We start from the raw sequence: 16,666 nt of genomic DNA on the forward strand, positions 1-16,666 counted from the left end.
CGGACTTGTCAGTCGAAAAGGCTCACTTCGGGCGTGATTTCGAGGAGTTCGAAAACCGGGCGGCCGCGGCGGCCGTCGATCGTCGTCGTCCGCACGACGCGCAGCCGCGCGGTCACCGGGCGGTCGAGGTTCTCCTTGATCTCGTCGAGCAGGTCCGGCGCCACCGCGCCCTGGATGGTCCCGCCCGACTCGCGGTCGAGGTAGAAGATGCGCCGCCGGGTGCGGACGCCGTCGAGCCGCCCGCGCACCGTCTCGTAGCCGACCTCTTCGCGGGACTCCCGGAGGCTGCCCTGCAGGATCCGGGCCTGCTCGGTCGTCATGCTGCGGGTGACCTGCTCACCGGCGGTCGGCGTCAGCGCCATCCCGATGCCGGCGTTCTTCGCGACGGCGTTGACGATGTCGCTCACGGCGTTGCGGACGGTGTCGCGCTGCAGCAGCACGGCGTCGAGCGCGCCGTCGTCCGAGCCGTTCGCCGGCAGGAAGTCGCAGAGCTCCTTGACGGCGCGCTCGGACAGCGTCTCGATGCCGTCGACGATCAACGCGTCGTCGGAGACGTCGAGCTCGGGGAAGCCGAAGAAGATCGCGTTGCCCGCCTGGCCGCGCTGGATCAGCGGCGCCTTGTCGCGGTCGGCCTGCTGGACGATCGTGACCTCACCGGACGGGTTCCGGATGATGTGCCCGATCTTCGCGGTCGCGTCCTGCAGCGCGCGACTGATGTCGGAGAAGGTGTAGGCGTCGATGCTCTGTTCACCGATCACCGAGACGTGCAGCAGCGGTGAGCGGGACGTCCGCTCGAACTTGGCGTTCGCCGCCATCGCCGACGCGCGCGCGAGGTCGTCGAGCCACGTGCCGCCGGGGATCTCGTCGGCGATGCGCCGGAACTCGTTCCTCACCAGATCATCTCCGGGTAGCCCCTGCCGCCTTCGGCCCAGACCTCGGCCCACACGTCTTCGTCGCCGGGGCGGCACAGGAAGCCGTCCAGCATGCCGCCGACCGGCTGCACCTGGTCGAGGTACATCGCGGGCTGCCCGACGATGACACCGCGCAGCGTGAGCAGGCCGTAGAGCGCCGACCGGCCGGCGTCGTCGAGCCGCTTGAGCGCGCCCCACTCGTCCGGGATGAGGACGACGTCGAGGCTGCGCGGCGGGTGGGCGGTCCGGGTGATGAGCTCGCCGCCGATCCACGCCCGGCCGGTCGGCATGATCCGCCGGGCGACACCGAGGTAGCTGTTGAGCGCGCTGAAGAGGATTTCGCGGTCGTTCTGGTGCGGGGCGTCGAACACGAGGCGTTCGTAGACGTCGGCGAGGTCGCCCGCGTGGCGCCCCGGCGGCAGGACCTGCTGCGACGTCCAATGGGGGAGCGCCACGTCACCCCCTCCTCAGCCCTCGCTCACAGTGCGTAGCCGAATTTACCAGGATGGGTGTCAGCCGCCGCGCCCAGGCTGCTGCGGCCACCGCGGGGTGGCCTCTTCGGTCTCGGGCCAAGCCGGTTCTTCTTCGGTGGGCCAGTCTTCGGCCTGCGCGCCACGCTGTGGAGGCAGCGGCAGCCGTCCCTCGCGGTGGCCGTCAGGCTCCTCGTCCTCGTCTTCGAACCGGTGGTCCTCGGGCCGCTCGGCCTGCGTCCAGGCGGCGGGGATGAACTGCGTCTGCTCGGCGGCGAGCGGCTCGGGCTCGTACTCGGGTTCGTAGGGTTCAGCCGCGGGTTGTGGAGCGGACCGGGGGCGCTGCGCGGCACGCAGCACGAGCCACGAGGTGAGGGCGCCGAGCACGAAGGCGATGACCAGCCACAGCCAGATCTGCCCGAACAGCCACACCATCCGCCATCACCCCTAAACGACCGTGATCTCGACGCGCCGGTCTTCGTCGCCGCCGCCCGCGGGCCGGGTGTCACCCAGCCCGCGAGAGGTCACGCGCTTGGTCGTCAGTCCGTTGGTGGTGAGGATCCGCGTGACGGCCTTGGCACGGTCCCGGGAAAGCTTCAGTGCGCCGCTCGCGCTGCCGGACCCGCGGGCGGCGTGCCCGGTGACGCGGTACCGGAAGGTCTCGGGCGACTTGGTGAGGGCGACGGCGACGCTCCGGGCGGCCTGCTCCCCTTCGGGCGTGAGCCGGGCGGTGTCCGGCACGAAGGTGATCGGCGCCTCGGCGAGCATCCGGTCGATCTCGGCTTGCACCCCGGCCTTGTCCGTGGGCGGCGGGGCCGGTGGTGCTGGTGGTGCGGTCGGCTGTGCCGTGGTGCTGGGTGGCTTTGTCGGGGTCGGGCTCGGTGCTACGGGGGTGATGTCCCCTTCGAGCTTGGCGGCGCGGACACCGTCGACGCTCTGGACGACTTCGAGGGCGCGGAGGGCCTGACCGGGCGGGAAGCCGCTGAGGGTGGCGTCACGGCCGTCGAAGCTGAGGGTGCCCGCGGGAAGGCCGGCGGCGGCGAGCGCGCTTTCGGCCTTCGCCGTGAGGTCCCGCTGGATGCGCCCGGCTTGCGCCCAGGTCGCTACGCCCGCCAGCAGCGCCGTGACCAGCACCGCGATCGGGAGCATGAGGATCCAGCGCCGACCACCGGACATAAGGGGACTGTAAGCCGGGCGGAGCGGGTTGGCGAGCCGGGGAAGAGTGGTGGTCCACAAGTTGTCCCCAGGCAAGTCGACATGTGGACAACTGCGGCTGTGGTGGTCGGTTCAGCACCGTGTGTGAGAGGGGGCCGGTATGCTGGACTGGGGCCGGCCCCCAGGGAGCGGCGGGGATGTCTGCGGGGGATGTCTGCGGGGGATGTCTGCGCGCAAAACATGAAGGCCGCTCCGGAACCGAAGTCCCTCAGGCGAACTTCCGCGCAGCCACCGGAAACCTCAGCTGGCCTGCTGCCGAGCGTTGTCCGGCACTTCCAGCACATCCAACGGCAACAACGGCGCCAGCTCCGGACGCTTCGGCGAAAGCCCATCACCCATCGACTCGCCCCTCAGCTGCCGGCGGATCCACGGCAGCAGGTGCACCTTCGTCCACGTCAGATCCGACCGCCGGGAGTCGATCCAGCGGGACGGCACCGCCTCCGACGGCCATGGGTCCCGCCAGTCGCTCTCCACCAGGATCCCCAGGACCTCCGCCGACTTCAACGCGATCCGGCGGTGCGCCTCCGGGGAGAAATGCAGCCGGTCGTCGCTCCAAGCGCGGCGGTCGTGCAGCGGACCCATTGCCCACAGGTCGACCATGCGCGCTCCGTAGCGCTCGGCGATCGCCCACAAGTGGGTGTTGTAGATCGCCACCTTGCCGCGCAGGACCGACATCACCGACAGGACCTTGGTGTCCGGGCCGTTGAACATCAGCACCGGGATGCCGGCCTCGCGCAGCTTCGCGACGCCCTCCTCCAGGCGCTCCGCGACCGCGTCGACGTCCGCGCCCGGGACGATGATGTCGTTGCCGCCGGCGCAGAGTGTGACCAGGTCGGGCTTCAGCTCCAGGGCGATCGGCAGCTGCTCGTCGAGGATCTCGTCGAGCATCTTGCCGCGCAGGGACAGGTTCGCGTACTGGAAGTCGGGCCGCCCGGCCGCCAGGATCTCCGCCAGCCGGTCGGCCCAGCCCCGGAAGGAGCCGTCCGGCAGCGCGTCGTTGAGCCCCTCGGTGAAGCTGTCACCGAGCGCCACGTAACTGTCGATTCCGTACACGTTGGGTCCCCTTCCCATCCAGCGACCGACACCCCGACATGTAGTTGTACACCACAACTAACCATCTGGCCGCACCCCCACGGCCCCTCGGGTTCAGCCCGCGGTAACAGTGTCTTATCTTGTCGGCCTTCTGCGCTTCTGTATTACGCAGTCTTCACCTTCGCTATGCCGTGAAAAAGCACACTCGGAGGTAAACCCGGCACCTGATGTGGCGAAAATCTCCCTGCGTGCGGCCGGGCGGGGCCGATCCGGCACGCTGGACACGTGTCCGGAGAACCCCGTGAGTCGCTCGCGCAGATCCTCGGCGGCCGCCGAGGCGCGCTCGACGCCAGCATCCCGCCCGTCGGTTTTGTCGCCGGCTGGCTCATCGCCGGTCAGTCCACCGCGTGGGGCGCCGGGGCGGCCATCGCCGTGGCCGTCGTGCTCGGGATCTACCGGATCGCGCGCGGCGGGAAGGTCCGGGCGCTGGTCGTCAGCCTCGCCGCCGTCGTCGCGGCCGCGCTGATCGCCCTGCACACCGGCCGCGCCCAGGACTTCTTCCTGCTGCAGCTGATGTCCAATGTGGCCAGCGCGCTGCTCTGGGCGGCCAGCATCGTCGTCCGCTGGCCGCTGCTCGGCGTGGTCGTCGGCCTGGTGCTCGGCCAGAAGGCGCGCTGGCGCCGCGACCCGGTGCTGCTGAAGGCGTATTCACGGGCCAGCTGGGTGTGGGTGTTCGGCCAGTACACGCTGCGCGTGGTCGTTTACGGCCTGCTGTGGTGGTCCGGCCAGGTGCTCGCGCTCGGGATCGCCCGCACGGTGCTCTCGTGGCCCCTGGTCGCCTTGACCGTCGCGGTGAGCGGCTGGGTGCTCTACCGGGCGTTGCCGCCGGAGCACCCGGGGTTGCGCCTCGCTCCCGAACCCGCCCCGGACGACGTACCCAGGACATAAGGCGGCCCCCGGCGAGGGGGGAGGGTCCGGGGGCCAACGCCTACGGTACCCGGCCTACCCGGGTTCAGTCGACGTTTTGACGTCTTCGCGCCGCGTTTTGCTCAATTTTCTCCCGGCCCGGGTCGGGAGACCCCCTCGCCGAACGCGTCGACGGCGGCGAGCCACGCCGCGCCCAGCACCCCATCGGAGCTGGTCAGCACCTCGAGGCCGGACAATCCGCGGCGTACCAGGGCACCCACCGGACTGTCGCCGGTGAGCACCGAACCGACCAGGACAACCGGGGTCGACTCGCCGGGTTCGCGCGCGGCGAGGGCGTTTTCGACGAGCAGCGCCGCCGCGCGGGTGACGATTCCGGTCGCCGCGGGCTCGCCGGCGTTGTACGCCGCGCTCACCAGCGGGGCGAACCGGGCGAGCCGGACCGGCGCTTCGGCGTTGGCCGCCGTGATCACCGCGCGGGACGCCGCGAGCCGCTGCGCGTCGGTCCGGACGTCCAAACCGGACGGACCGAGCGCGGCGCCGAGCACCGCGGTCGGCAGGCCGTCGAGGGGGAGGCCGCGCCCGAGAGCCTCCAAAGTGGAACGAACGGCTTCGCGGCCGAGCCAGAACGCGGACCCCTCGTCGCCGAGGAGCCAGCCGTACCCGCCCGCGGTGCCGGCCAGCCGGCGTTTCCGGATCCGGCCCGCGATGGAACCGGTGCCGGCGACGAGCACGGTGCCGTCCGGGGCCGATGTCGCGGACGCGTAAGCCACTTCGGCGTCGGCCACGACCCGCACGCCGGTGAGCCCGGCTCGCGCCCACGCCGCGTCGAACACCGCCGCCACGCGCACGTCGCTGAGCTTGCTGACTCCGGCCATGCCGACGACGCACGCGCGCACGTCGCGCGGATCGTGCGCGCCCAGCGCCGCGGTGATCGTCTCGGCGATCCGGCCCGCGGCGACCTCGGGGGTGTGCGCGTTGGGGTTGGCGCCGTCGCCGCGCCCGGTGCCGAGCACGACGCCGGCGGCGTCGACCAGTGCGGCCCTGGTCGACGTTCCGCCGGCGTCGACGCCGATCGCGAAGCTCACCTCGTCTTGGTCACCTTCAGCAGGCCGCGCGGGCTGTCCGGGTCACCGCCGCGGGCGAGGGAGAGCCCGAGCGCGATCCGCTGGAGCGGCAGGATCTCCAGGATCGGCGCGAGCTCCTCGGCCGACGGCGCGACGTCGATGCGCAGCGCCGCGGGCACCTCCGAGGCGGCCGAACCGACCGCGAGGACGTCCGCGCCGCGCTTGCCGACGGCCTCGAGGACCTCGTGCATCGCCTGGCCGCCGTGCCCCTTGCTGGTCACGGCCAGGACCGCGGTTTCGCCGTTGACCGCCGCGACCGGGCCGTGCAGCAGGTCCGCGCCGCTGTACGCGCGGGCGGCGAGGTAGCTGGTCTCGGCCAGCTTCAGCGCGCCTTCGAGCGCCGAAGCGTAGGAGTAACCGCGGCCGGTCGTGAGGACGCGGTCCACGAAGCGGTACCGGTCGACCGCGCGCTGCACGCCCTCGGCGGCGCCGTCGAGGGTCTGCTGCGCCAGCTCGCCGATCTTCTCGGCGTCCGCCGCCTTGCCGCCGCGCACCGCGTCGATCAGGAGGTAGAGCGCCATCAGCGTCGCGGAGTACGTCTTGGTCGCCGCGACGGCCTTCTCGACGCCCGCGCCGATGTCGATCCCGAGCTCGGACGCCGCCCGCAGCGGCGAGTCGGGTGTGTTGGTGACGGACACCGTCAGCGCGCCCTGGCGCCGCGCCGTTTCGGTGACCTCGATCAGGTCGGGAGAACCACCGCTCTGGCTGACCGTGACGAACAGCACGTCCCGCAGATCGGGGCGCGCGCCGTACAGCGTCGCCGTCGACGGGGAAACAAGACCAGCCGGAAGGCCGAGCAGTACCTCGATCAGGTACTTCGCATACAACGCTGCGTGGTCACTTGATCCACGCGCGGCGAGCAAAGCGAAGCGCGGGGGCCGTTGTGAGATCTTTTCCGCCACCCCGGCGATTTCCGCTTGACGCTCGACCAGTCCGGCCAGGACGTCCGGTTGCTGGGCGATCTCCGCGGCCATGTGCTCGCCGGGCCGTTGTTCGGTCATCATTTTCCTCTCCACCTCCGGCATTATGTACCGGACTCAGGCGGCGTCGGTCAGGTCTAGACCAATGTTAGTGGGGCGGCGCGTTTGGGGAAAAGGGTACGTTTCTTACGGGGACGTGGCGCGTATGAGGGAAGACATAGGGAGTCGGGCATGTTGGAAACCACCACCACGGGCGAGGCGGGCGCCGTCGCCGGGATGCGCGGGCAGCGCGAGCCCAAGTACTGGGCACTGAAACAGCACCTCCTCGACCTCCTGGACGTGCTGCCGCCCGGGTCGCCGATCCCGACCGAACGCGCGCTCGCCGGGGAGTTCACGGTCTCCCGCACCACCGTGCGCCAGGCGCTGGCCGACCTCACCGCCGAAGGCCGCCTGCACCGTGTGCAGGGAAAAGGCACCTTCGCGGCCGAGCCGAAGCTCGCCCAGCGGCTGCAGTTGTCCTCCTACACCGAAGACATGCGCAAGCAGGGCCTGAAGCCGTCGTCGAAGCTGCTCGAGCTCGACGAGCTGCCGGCCGAGGGTGACCTCGCGAAGCTCCTCGGAATCCGCACCGGTGCGAAAATTCTTCGCCTTCGACGGCTTCGACTGGCGGACTCGCAGCCGATGGCGCTCGAGACGTCGCACCTCCCGGCCGGCCGGTTCCGCGGGCTGCGCAAGCACATTTCCGCGGGGGGATCGTTGTACGCCGTTCTACGCGAGCAGTACGGCGTCGAGCTCGAACGCGCGGAGGAGACGATCGAGACCTCGCTCGCCGGGCCGCAGGAGGCCGAGATGCTCGGCGCGGACGTCGGCATGCCGGTGCTGATGCTGACCCGGCACTCGTTCGCGACCGACGGCAAGCCGGTCGAGTTCGCCCGCTCGGTCTACCGCGGCGACCGCTACAAGTTCGTGACGACGCTGCTGCCGTAACCACGCGGTTGACGGGCGTCTCCGCGCACGGTGGAGTGGGCACGTGACAGCCACTGAAGACACCGGGATCCGGTGGGGCACCGGGGCGGCCCGGGGCGTGCTCGCGACCACCATCCTCGGGTCCGGCATGGCGATGCTCGACGGCACGATCGTCAACGTCGCCCTGCCCCGCATCGGCGAGGAGCTGCACGCCTCCGTCGCCGGTCTCCAGTGGATCCTCGACGGCTACCTGCTGGCCCTCGCGGCGCTGATCCTGGTCGCCGGCTCGCTCGGCGACCGCTACGGCCGGCGCCGCATGTACCTGGTCGGCGTCGTCTGGTTCGGCGTCGCCTCCGGGCTGTGCGCGGCGGCGACGTCCACCGAGGTGCTCGTCGTGACGCGCATCCTGCAGGGCATCGGCGGCGCCCTCCTGACCCCCGGGTCGCTCGCGATCCTCCAGTCGTCCTTCGCGCACGACGCGCGCGCCCGCGCGATCGGCGCGTGGTCCGGCCTCGGCGGCATCGCGGCCGCCGCCGGGCCGCTGCTCGGCGGCTTCCTGGTGCAGGTCTGGTCGTGGCGGCTGGCGTTCCTGATCAACGTGCCGATCGCGATCGCCGTGGTCCTGATGGCGCGCCGGTTCGTCCCGGAGTCCCGCGACGAGCAGGCGACCGGCCACCCGGACTTCGGCGCCGCGGCGCTCGGCGCGATCGGCCTCGCCGGGGTGACCGGCGCGCTGGTCGAGGCGCCGGGACGCGGCATCGGCGACCCGATCGTGCTGGTCGCGGGAGTGCTGGGGATCGCAGGGCTCGCCGCGTTCGTCTTCGTCCAGCACCGCTCGCGGGAGCCGCTGGTGCCGCCGTCGCTGTTCCGCGACCGGACGTTCACCCTGTCGAATGCGCTGACCTTCGCGATGTACGCGGCGCTCGGCGGCGTGATGATGCTGCTGGTCATGCAGCTGCAGGTGTCGCTCGGTTACTCGCCGACGGCGTCCGGGCTGGCCGGGCTGCCGCTGACGGTGATCATGCTGCTGCTCTCCGGCCGTTCGGGCGCGCTCGCCCAGCGCATCGGCCCGCGCCTGCAGCTGGTCGTCGGGCCGATCGTCGTCGGCATCGGGATGCTGCTGATGCTGCGCATCGCGCCCGGCGCGTCCTACCTCGGCACGGTGCTGCCCGCGGTGGTGGTGTTCGGGCTCGGCCTGGCGACCGTCGTCGCCCCGGTCACCGCGACGGTGCTCGCCGCGGCCCCGGACCGCTACGCCGGTGTCGCGTCCGGGGTCAACAACGCCATCGCGCGCTCCGGCGGGCTCCTGGCCGTCGCGGTGCTGCCGGCGGCCGCCGGGCTGACCGGGTCCGCGTACGCCGACCCGGTCGCGCTCACCGCGGGCTGGCGGATGGCCCTGGTGATCTGCGCGGTGCTGGCGATCGCCGGCGGGCTGATCGCGCTGGGCATCCACAACGGCGTCCTGGCTCCGCCGGCCGAGCCGCCGGCTCCGGCCGCCGACGAGTCCCCGCACCTGGGCGAGTGTTACCACTGCGGTGTCGAGGGCCCGCCGACGCACGTCCGTCGCGGCGCCTCCACCTGACCCGGCCCCGAGCGCCCCAAGGTGGCCTTGGTTGCGTTCAACGCACCGAAGGCCGCCTTGGGTGCGTTGAACGCACCGAAGGCCACATTGGGGCGCTCGGGGCCGTCGCTCAGGCGAGGACCTCCGCGAAGAGGGCCGGGTCCGCGTTGCCGCCCGAGACGATCGCGACCGTGCGGCCTTCCGGTAGCTCGGCCGCGTGGTGGAGGTACGCCGCCGTGGTCACCGCGCCGCTCGGCTCGGCCACCAGGCGGGCCTTGCCGGCCAGGACGCGCATGGCGTCGCGGATCTCGTCCTCGGTGACCGTGACCATCGTGTCGACGACGTCCTTCAGGTGCGCGAAGGTCAGTTCGGACGGCTGCGCGCGCAGGCCGTCGGCGATCGTGCGGGCGCGGTCGGCCATCGGCCAGTCGACCTGGCGGCCGAGCCGCAGCCCCTCGGTCGTGTCGCCGGCGAACGCGGGCTCGACGCCGACGACCTTCGCCCGGGGGCAGCGCGCCTTGATCGCGACGCCGACGCCGGAGGCCAGCCCACCGCCGCTCACCGGCACCAGCACCACCTCGACGTCCGGCAGGTCCTCGGCGATCTCCAGGCCCGCGGTGCCCTGCCCGGCGATGATGGCCGCGTCGTCGTAGGGCGGGACCAGGGTCAGCCCGCGTTCGGCGGCCAGTTCGTGCGCTTTGGCCTCGTGCTCGCCGATCGGCACTTCGATCACCTCGGCGCCGTACGAGCGGGTGGCCTCGACCTTGATCCGCGGCGCGATGTCCGGTACGACGATCACCGCGGGCACGCCGAACTCCCGCGCGGCGTACGCGACCGCCTGCGCGTGGTTGCCGCTCGAGTACGCGATGACCCCGCGGGCGCGCCGCGCGTCTTCGAGGGTGGCGATCGCGTTGAACGCGCCGCGCACCTTGAACGCGCCGATCGGTTGCAGCGACTCGGGTTTGAGCCACAGGGACTCACGCGGGTCCCACGTTTGGAGCAACAGCGGCGTGCGCACGGCGACACCTTCGACGCGCTTCGCGGCCGCCTCGATGTCGGAGATCGTCACCAGTTCCATGTGCCGATTATGTCAAGAAAGTGTTCGGTCGTAAGTGTCCACTGTGGACGATCGGAGTGGTGCTTCTCACGTCGCGGCAACGCGGGGAGTTTCCCGCGCGCCTTACACGTTGGACAGGGGAGAAAAGACTTACTACCGGATCGGGATCATGAGCAAGGAGAACGCAGCGGCTTCCGAGTTGGACACGGCGAAGGAAGAAAAGTCCGGTCTGCGCATCGCGCAGGTGATGGCGGCGGCGCTGGCGGCGGTGACCGCGGCGCTGCTGGGCTCGACGCTCGGCGTGGCGGGCACGGTGGTCGGCGCGGGCGTGGCGAGCGTGATCACGACGGTCGGCGGCGAGATCTACCTCCGCTCGCTGCAGCGCACGCGCGCGGCCGCGCTGAAGGCCCGGCAGCTGGCGACGTCGGGCATCCGGCGGCGAGGTGGAACCGGTTCCGAAGTGGCGCCGGCCGACCAGCCGACGGTCCAGCTGCCCCGGCCGGACTCACCTCCTGAGGAGGAGCCGTCCCGGCTGCGCAAACTGCGTTGGCCGTTGATCATCGGCACGAGCGTGGTGGCGTTCGCCGTGGCGATCCTGGCGATCGTGGGGGTCGACGCGGCCACGGGCGGTCGTGTGGCGGGCGGCACGGGCGCGGGCATCGGCAAGATCTTCGGCGGGGGTGGCGGCCAGCCGGACAAAACCCCGTCGACCACCCCTTCGACGGCGACCGAGGACACCCAGAGCTCGCCGACGCCCAGCACCGAGACGACCACGGAGACCTCGGCCCCGCCGACCACGTCGTCGCAGTCCCCGACCACCACGCCGACCACCCCGAGCACGACGGCCCAGCCGCCGTCGACCTCGGCGGCGCCGCCCACCAGCCAGGGCGCGGCGAGCACGCCGACACCCTGACCGGCGACGTCAGGGCAGGCGGGCGCGCAGTTCCCGGGCCGCGGCTTCGGGGTCCTCGGCTTCGGTGATCGCCCGGACCACCACGATCCGGGACGCGCCCGCCGCCAGCACCTCCGGCAGGCGCGGCACGTCGATGCCGCCGATCGCGAACCAGGGCCGCGCCGGAGTGGCAGCCGCCGTCGAGCGCGCCAGGTCCAGGCCCGGCGCCGACCGGCCGGGTTTGGTCGGCGTCGGCCAGCACGGGCCCGTGCAGAAGTAGTCCACACCCGGCTCCGAGGCGGCCGCCGAGGCCTGGTCGACGGAGTGCGTCGAGCGACCGATCACGACGTCGTCGCCCAGGATCCGCCGGGCCAGCGGGACCGGGATGTCGTCCTGGCCCAGGTGGAGCACGTCCGCGCCGACCGCCAGGGCGACGTCCGCGCGATCGTTCACCGACAGCAGCGCGCCGTGCCGCTCGCACGCCTCGGCCAGCACCTCCAGCGCGGCGATCTCTCCCGCGGCTTCCAAGGCGCCGGTCTTGTCACGCAGCTGGATGATGTCGACGCCGCCGGCCAGGGCCGCGTCGGCGAAGGCGGCCAGGTCGCCGCGGGACGTGCGGGCGTCCGTGCACAGGTACAGGCGCGCCGCGTCGAGGCGGGCGCGGATCTTGTCACCGGAAAGGGCGGGCATAGCGGCGACCGTACCTCGCGAGCTAGGGTGGGCTGGTCCGCACGGGAGCCCGAGGCAACGGGCTGAGAGGGAGCTGCCGCTCCGACCGTGGAACCTGATCCGGGTCATGCCGGCGCAGGGAGCGTGATCCCATGACGAACCTGGCAGTGGTGGGCGGCGGAGTGATCGGCCTGTCCACGGCTTGGCGTGCGGCCGGCCGGCGGCACCAGGTCACCCTGTACGACCCCGAGCCCGTCCGCGGCGGCGCGTCCTGGCTGGCCGGCGGCATGCTCGCCCCGGTCACCGAGGCCTGGCCGGGTGAGGAAGACGTCCTCAGCCTCGGCGAAGAGTCGTTGAGACGCTGGCCCGGCTTCGCGAGCGACCTCGCGGCCGACGGCGTCGACCCCGGCCTGGCCGGGCACGGGACGCTCGTGGTCGCGTTCGACAGCGCCGACGCCGGTCACCTCGACATCCTCGCCGGTTACCTGCACTCGATCGGCCGCGCGGCGGACCGCCTCACCGGCCGCGAGACCAAACGTCTCGAGCCCGGCGTCGGGTCCGTCCGAAGTGGACTCCACGTGCCCGGCGACCTGGCCGTGGACAACCGAAAACTCCTCAACGCCCTGTACGCGGCCTGCCAGAAGCGGGATGTCCGGTTCGTCCGTGAGCGTGTCACGGCCATCCCGGACGCCGACGCCGTCGTGCTCGCCGCGGGCGCGTGGACCGGGCGGCTGCACCCGCAGCTCGCCGACGCCGTCCGCCCGCTCAAGGGGGAGATCCTCCGGCTCAAGCCCCGGCGCGGCTGCCTGCCGCCGCCGGCGCACACCGTGCGGGCCGTCGTCGAGGGCCGGCCGATCTACCTCGTCCCGCGCGGCGACCAAGAGCTCGTCCTCGGCGCCACCCAGTACGAGGCGGGCTTCGACCGGGCCGTCACCGCGCGCGGGGTGCGTGAGCTGGTCGAAGGCGCCGAACGGGTCTTTCCCGCGATCACCGAGTACGAGCTGGCCGAGGTCGCCGCGGGCCTGCGGGCCGCCAGCCGGGACGCGCTGCCGTACCTCGGTGTCCTGGACGACGGCGTCTTCGCCGCGACCGGGCACCACCGCAACGGCCTGCTGATGGCCCCCGTGACCGCGGACGCCGTGGTCGCCTGGCTCGAGGGTGAGAAGCCGCCCGAAGGCACCGAAGCGGCTTCGCCCGACCGCCTGCACCAGAAGGAGCACGTGTGATGGAGATCAAGCTCAACGGGAAGTGGACGGAGTTCCCGGACGGCGCCACGGTCGCCGACGTCCTCGAGGCGTCCGGCGGGCAGCGGCCCGGGATCGCCGTCGCGGTCGACGGCGTCGTCGTCCGCCGGAGCGACTGGGCGGCCACCGCCGTGCCCAAGGGCGCCGGCGTCGACGTGCTCACCGCGGTCCAGGGAGGCTGAAGTGGACGTCGAACCGCTGGTCATTGGCACTGCCAAGCTCCGGTCGCGGCTGATCATCGGCACCGGCGGCGCGGCGAACCTCGCCGTGCTCGAACGCGCGCTGGTCGCCTCCGGCACCGAGCTGACGACCGTCGCCATGCGCCGAGCCGACGCCGAAGGCGGCTCCGGCGTCCTCGAACTCTTGAAAAGGCTGGGCATCGAGCTGCTGCCGAACACCGCGGGCTGCCGCACGGCCGCCGAAGCCGTGCTCACCGCGCAGCTGGCGCGAGAGGCGCTGGATACCGACCTCATCAAGCTCGAGGTGCACGCCGACGACCGGACGCTGCTGCCGGACCCGATCGAAACCCTCGACGCCGCCGAGCGGCTGGCCGCCGACGGCTTCACCGTGTTCGCCTACACGAACGACGACCCGGTGCTCGCGCTGCGTCTGGAGGAGGCCGGCTGCGCCGCCGTGATGCCACTGGGCGCGCCGATCGGGACCGGCCTCGGCATCCGGAATCCGCACAACATCGAGCTGATCGTCTCGCGGGCGGGCGTGCCGGTGATCCTGGACGCCGGAATCGGCACCGCGTCGGACGCGACGCTGGCGATGGAGCTCGGCTGTGACGCCGTCCTGCTGTCCACGGCGGTCACCCGCGCGGCCGACCCGGAGCGGATGGCGGCGGCGATGCGGGCGGGTGTCGTCGCCGGCCGGCTCGCCCGCGAGGCGGGCCGGGTGCCGCAGCGCTTCTGGGCGCACGCGTCGAGCCCACCCCGGTGAACCGGGTGGCTTACTGTACCGTTTGTTACCAATCCGACCACAGTCACGGCCGAATGACTTCGTGGCAACGGTTACGCGCCGCTCGAGGATCGGCCTGCTTTAGGCCGGATTGGTAACAGCGAACGTGCACCGCGAACCCGTAAGGTGGACGGCACTTTCCGGCGCACCCGCGGCGGGGCAGGGCAGAAGGAGCCAGCCGTGACCAGCACCTCGGTCCAGGACGTCTCGGGCAGGCTGTACCTCGCCGTCGGGAGGCTGTCCCGGTCACTGCGGCAGGCCGGCGTGCCGGGCCCCGGCCACGGCGCGATCTCGGCGCTGGCGACGCTGGTGATCTCCGGTCAGCTGCGCCTCGGCGACCTCGCCGCGAAGGAGGGTGTCGCCGCGGCGACCATGTCGCGGATCATCGCGTCCCTCGTCGAGGCGGGGTACGTGAGCCGCGAGCCCGACCCGGTCGACCGCCGCGCGTGGCTGGCGAAGGCGACAGAAGAGGGCGAGCGGCTGGTGTCGGGTGTCCGTTCGACCCGGGTGCAGGAGCTGAACCGGCGGTTGGACCGGCTGTCGCCGGAGCACCGCGAAGCCCTGACGGCGGCGATTCCGGCGCTTGAAGCGCTGATCGCCGACGAGGACCGCTAAGCCGGCTGCCCGTCCGGCATGAGCCGCCGGGTGATCCGGCCGAACAGCTCCGCCAGCGGCTCGCCCACGTCCCGGCCGAACTCCGTCAGCCCGTAGGTGACCCGGGGTGGTGTCGTCGGCTCGACCTGCCGCCAGATCAGGCCGTCCTCGACCAGGGCGCGCAGGGACTGGGCGAGCATCTTCTCGCTGATGCCCTCGATGCTTTCGCGCAGCTCGAAGAACCTGAGGTCGTTGCTCTGCAACGAGATCAGGACCCAGATGCCCCACCGGCTCGTCACGTGGTCGACGACGTCGCGCGCGGGGCAGTCGGTGTGAAACACGTCATACCGGGCCGCCGCGGCGGCCGGGGTGAGCTGTGCGCCTCCGGTCATGTCATGAGCTTACCCAAAGGTATGTCCTTACCAGAAGTTAGCTCGGCTCCTAGCGTCGGTGAAGACATCGGACGAAGGAGCTTTCATGATCGTGGTGACCGGGGCTACCGGGAACGTGGGCCGGCCGCTGGTGCGGGCGCTGGCCGAGGCGGGGCAGCAGGTGACGGCGGTGTCGCGGCACACCGCGGCCGTGCCGGACGGCGTCCGGCACGTGGTGGCCGACCTGGCCGAGCCCGCCGGGCTGGAGCCGGCGCTGGCCGGGGCGAAGGCGGTGTTCCTGCTGCTGTCCGGCGACCTGCACGCCGCCGGCGCCGACCCCGCCCGCGCCCTCGACGCGGCCGCGGCCGCCGGGGTCCGCCGGGTGGTCCTGCTCTCCACCCTGGGCGTGGTGACCCGGCCCTTCGGCACGACGCGGGTCGCGATGCGCGCGCTGGAGGACCGGGTGCGGGAGTCCGGCCTGGAGTGGGCGATCCTGCGGCCGGGCGGGTTCGCGTCCAACGCCCTGTGGCGGGCGGAATCCGTCCGCACGCGGCAGGTTGTCGCCGCGCCTTTCGGGGACACCGGCGTGCCGATCATCGACCCGGCGGACATCGCGGAGATCGCCGCGGCCTGCCTGCTGGACGACCGGCACACCGGCGGCACCTACGAGCTGACCGGACCTGAGGTGATCACCCCGCGCGGGCAGGCGTCGGCCATCGAATCCGCGCTCGGCACGCCCGTGCGGTTCCACGAGCTCACCCGCGAAGAAGCCAAGGCCGGGATGACCCGGACCATGCCGGGTGAGCTCGCCGACGACACCCTGGACATCCTCGGCGCCCCGAGCGCGGCCGAGCTGCGGGTCAGCCCGGACGTCGAGCGGGTCCTCGGCCGGCCGCCGCGGTCGTTCGGCGCCTGGGTCGCGCGCAACCTCGCCGCGTTCCGTTAAGCCGCCTGTTCACGCCGCAGCTCGGCGAGCTCCGCGCGGACGGCGCGGAGCTCGTCGAGGATCTCCTGGTTCGCCGCGGCCTGCGTCTCGGCCTGCTTCGCCTCTTCCTCGCGGATGTCCTGGCGCAGCTCGTCCTCCATGCCGCTGACGACGACGGCGATGAAGAGGTTCAGCACCGCGAAGCTGGACACCAGGATGTAGACGACGAAGAAGATCCAGGCCATCGGCGCCTGGACCATGATCTCCTTTGCGATGTCCGGCCACGCCTCGCCGGTCATCACCTGGAACAGCGTGAACAGCGACGTGCCGAGGTCACCGAAGTTCTCCGGCGAGATGACGCCGAACAGCTTGGTGGCCATCACCCCGGCCACGAAGATGATCAGCGCGAGCAGTGCGGCGATCGAGGCCATGCCGGGGATCGCGGCGAGCAGCCCCGAGACGACCTTGCGCATCGACGGCACCACCGAGATCAGCCGCAGCACCCGGAGCACGCGCAGCGACCGCAGCACGGCGAACGGCCCGGTCGCCGGGATCACCGCGATACCGACGACCAGCAGGTCGAAGACGTTCCAGTTGTCGCGGAAGAACGCGCCGCGGTAGGCGTAGAACTTCGCCAGCAGCTCGGCGACGAAGATGCCGAGCGCGATGTGGTCGAGCGTGTGCAGGAGGGTGCCGTAGCCGTCGACCAGCGACGTCGACGTCTCCATGCCGAGCGTGACCGCGTTGAACACGATCACGGCGATGATGAAGTTCTGGAAGCGGCGGTCGTCGAGGACCTTCGCCACCCGCTCGCGTCCGGTCAAGGCC

20 protein-coding genes and 1 riboswitch are annotated in these 16,666 nt (G+C 72.0%); of the genes, 9 read left to right on the top strand and 11 right to left on the bottom strand.

What is annotated here, in order from left to right; genetic code table 11:
• Positions 1–8: 8 nt before the first annotated feature.
• The 5 genes from ACZ61C_RS01665 to ACZ61C_RS01685 all read right to left on the bottom strand — a co-directional run bounded on the left by ACZ61C_RS01665 (position 9) and on the right by ACZ61C_RS01685 (position 3,649).
• Complete coding sequence (locus ACZ61C_RS01665) at positions 9–893, bottom strand: hypothetical protein (protein ID WP_465301691.1); 885 nt, start codon at positions 891–893, stop codon at positions 9–11.
• On the bottom strand, positions 890–1,366 hold the full coding sequence (locus tag ACZ61C_RS01670; RefSeq protein WP_395920886.1) for a DUF6932 family protein: 477 nt from the start codon (positions 1,364–1,366) through the stop codon (positions 890–892). Before ACZ61C_RS01670 ends, ACZ61C_RS01665 begins: the two co-directional genes overlap by 4 nt.
• 57 nt (positions 1,367–1,423) lie before the next feature.
• Positions 1,424–1,816: a hypothetical protein gene (locus ACZ61C_RS01675; RefSeq protein WP_465301693.1), complete on the bottom strand. Its 393-nt coding sequence runs from the start codon at positions 1,814–1,816 to the stop codon at positions 1,424–1,426.
• 12 nt (positions 1,817–1,828) lie between these two features.
• Positions 1,829–2,557: an OmpA family protein gene (locus ACZ61C_RS01680; protein ID WP_465301695.1), complete on the bottom strand. Its 729-nt coding sequence runs from the start codon at positions 2,555–2,557 to the stop codon at positions 1,829–1,831.
• 279 nt (positions 2,558–2,836) lie between these two features.
• The gene (locus ACZ61C_RS01685) at positions 2,837–3,649 is read right to left on the bottom strand and encodes an SGNH/GDSL hydrolase family protein (RefSeq protein WP_465301697.1); all 813 of its coding nucleotides are present in this window, start codon (positions 3,647–3,649) and stop codon (positions 2,837–2,839) included.
• A gap of 264 nt (positions 3,650–3,913) precedes the next feature.
• Here ACZ61C_RS01685 and ACZ61C_RS01690 point away from each other — a divergent pair, with 264 nt between their 5' ends.
• Positions 3,914–4,576 (top strand): DUF3159 domain-containing protein, encoded by a 663-nt coding sequence (locus ACZ61C_RS01690; protein ID WP_465301699.1) that lies wholly within the window; start codon positions 3,914–3,916, stop codon positions 4,574–4,576.
• 101 nt (positions 4,577–4,677) lie between these two features.
• On the opposite strand, the gene ACZ61C_RS01695 is transcribed toward ACZ61C_RS01690, so the two are convergent.
• Positions 4,678–5,640: an N-acetylglucosamine kinase gene (locus ACZ61C_RS01695; RefSeq protein WP_465301701.1), complete on the bottom strand. Its 963-nt coding sequence runs from the start codon at positions 5,638–5,640 to the stop codon at positions 4,678–4,680.
• Positions 5,637–6,683, bottom strand: coding sequence for an SIS domain-containing protein (locus ACZ61C_RS01700; RefSeq protein ID WP_465301703.1), 1,047 nt, complete (start codon positions 6,681–6,683; stop codon positions 5,637–5,639). The genes ACZ61C_RS01695 and ACZ61C_RS01700 overlap by 4 nt, the downstream gene beginning before the upstream one ends.
• 147 nt (positions 6,684–6,830) lie before the next feature.
• Between ACZ61C_RS01700 and ACZ61C_RS01705 the strand changes: the two genes are divergently transcribed.
• Positions 6,831–7,586 (top strand): GntR family transcriptional regulator, encoded by a 756-nt coding sequence (locus ACZ61C_RS01705; protein ID WP_465301705.1) that lies wholly within the window; start codon positions 6,831–6,833, stop codon positions 7,584–7,586.
• A 43-nt stretch (positions 7,587–7,629) separates the two neighbouring features.
• Positions 7,630–9,147, top strand: a complete 1,518-nt coding sequence (locus tag ACZ61C_RS01710) for an MFS transporter (RefSeq protein ID WP_465301707.1) — start codon at positions 7,630–7,632, stop codon at positions 9,145–9,147.
• A 109-nt stretch (positions 9,148–9,256) separates the two neighbouring features.
• On the opposite strand, the gene ACZ61C_RS01715 is transcribed toward ACZ61C_RS01710, so the two are convergent.
• Positions 9,257–10,204, bottom strand: a complete 948-nt coding sequence (locus ACZ61C_RS01715) for a threonine ammonia-lyase (protein ID WP_465301709.1) — start codon at positions 10,202–10,204, stop codon at positions 9,257–9,259.
• A gap of 148 nt (positions 10,205–10,352) precedes the next feature.
• On the opposite strand from ACZ61C_RS01715, the gene ACZ61C_RS01720 reads away from it, so the two are divergent.
• Positions 10,353–11,096 (top strand): hypothetical protein, encoded by a 744-nt coding sequence (locus tag ACZ61C_RS01720; RefSeq protein ID WP_465301711.1) that lies wholly within the window; start codon positions 10,353–10,355, stop codon positions 11,094–11,096.
• A 9-nt stretch (positions 11,097–11,105) separates the two neighbouring features.
• Here the strand turns inward: ACZ61C_RS01720 and thiE are convergent, their stop codons facing one another.
• Positions 11,106–11,765 carry a thiamine phosphate synthase gene (gene thiE, locus ACZ61C_RS01725; RefSeq protein WP_465301713.1) on the bottom strand — a complete coding sequence of 220 codons (660 nt, stop codon included), beginning with the start codon at positions 11,763–11,765 and terminating at the stop codon, positions 11,106–11,108.
• 31 nt (positions 11,766–11,796) lie between these two features.
• Positions 11,797–11,903: riboswitch (TPP riboswitch) on the top strand.
• On the opposite strand from thiE, the gene thiO reads away from it, so the two are divergent.
• The 4 genes from thiO (at position 11,897) to ACZ61C_RS01745 (ending at position 14,563) form a co-directional block, all read left to right on the top strand.
• The gene (gene thiO / locus ACZ61C_RS01730; RefSeq protein ID WP_465301715.1) at positions 11,897–12,970 is read left to right on the top strand and encodes a glycine oxidase ThiO; all 1,074 of its coding nucleotides are present in this window, start codon (positions 11,897–11,899) and stop codon (positions 12,968–12,970) included. It overlaps the preceding riboswitch by 7 nt.
• Positions 12,970–13,170, top strand: a complete 201-nt coding sequence (gene thiS, locus ACZ61C_RS01735) for a sulfur carrier protein ThiS (protein ID WP_465301717.1) — start codon at positions 12,970–12,972, stop codon at positions 13,168–13,170. Before thiO ends, thiS begins: the two co-directional genes overlap by 1 nt.
• 1 nt (position 13,171) lies before the next feature.
• Positions 13,172–13,930, top strand: a complete 759-nt coding sequence (gene thiG / locus ACZ61C_RS01740; RefSeq protein ID WP_465301719.1) for a thiazole synthase — start codon at positions 13,172–13,174, stop codon at positions 13,928–13,930.
• 198 nt (positions 13,931–14,128) lie between these two features.
• Positions 14,129–14,563 (top strand): MarR family winged helix-turn-helix transcriptional regulator, encoded by a 435-nt coding sequence (locus ACZ61C_RS01745; RefSeq protein ID WP_465301721.1) that lies wholly within the window; start codon positions 14,129–14,131, stop codon positions 14,561–14,563.
• On the opposite strand, the gene ACZ61C_RS01750 is transcribed toward ACZ61C_RS01745, so the two are convergent.
• On the bottom strand, positions 14,560–14,934 hold the full coding sequence (locus ACZ61C_RS01750) for a winged helix-turn-helix transcriptional regulator (RefSeq protein ID WP_465301723.1): 375 nt from the start codon (positions 14,932–14,934) through the stop codon (positions 14,560–14,562). The two genes, ACZ61C_RS01745 and ACZ61C_RS01750, sit on opposite strands and share 4 nt — an antisense overlap.
• Positions 14,935–15,019: 85 nt before the next feature.
• Between ACZ61C_RS01750 and ACZ61C_RS01755 the strand changes: the two genes are divergently transcribed.
• Positions 15,020–15,859, top strand: coding sequence for an SDR family oxidoreductase (locus tag ACZ61C_RS01755; RefSeq protein WP_465301725.1), 840 nt, complete (start codon positions 15,020–15,022; stop codon positions 15,857–15,859).
• Here ACZ61C_RS01755 and ACZ61C_RS01760 read toward each other — a convergent pair.
• Positions 15,856–16,662, bottom strand: coding sequence for an ion transporter (locus ACZ61C_RS01760; RefSeq protein WP_465301727.1), 807 nt, complete (start codon positions 16,660–16,662; stop codon positions 15,856–15,858). The two genes, ACZ61C_RS01755 and ACZ61C_RS01760, sit on opposite strands and share 4 nt — an antisense overlap.
• Positions 16,663–16,666 lie beyond the last annotated feature (4 nt).

The organism is Amycolatopsis sp. NPDC104587 (genome assembly GCF_055583645.1).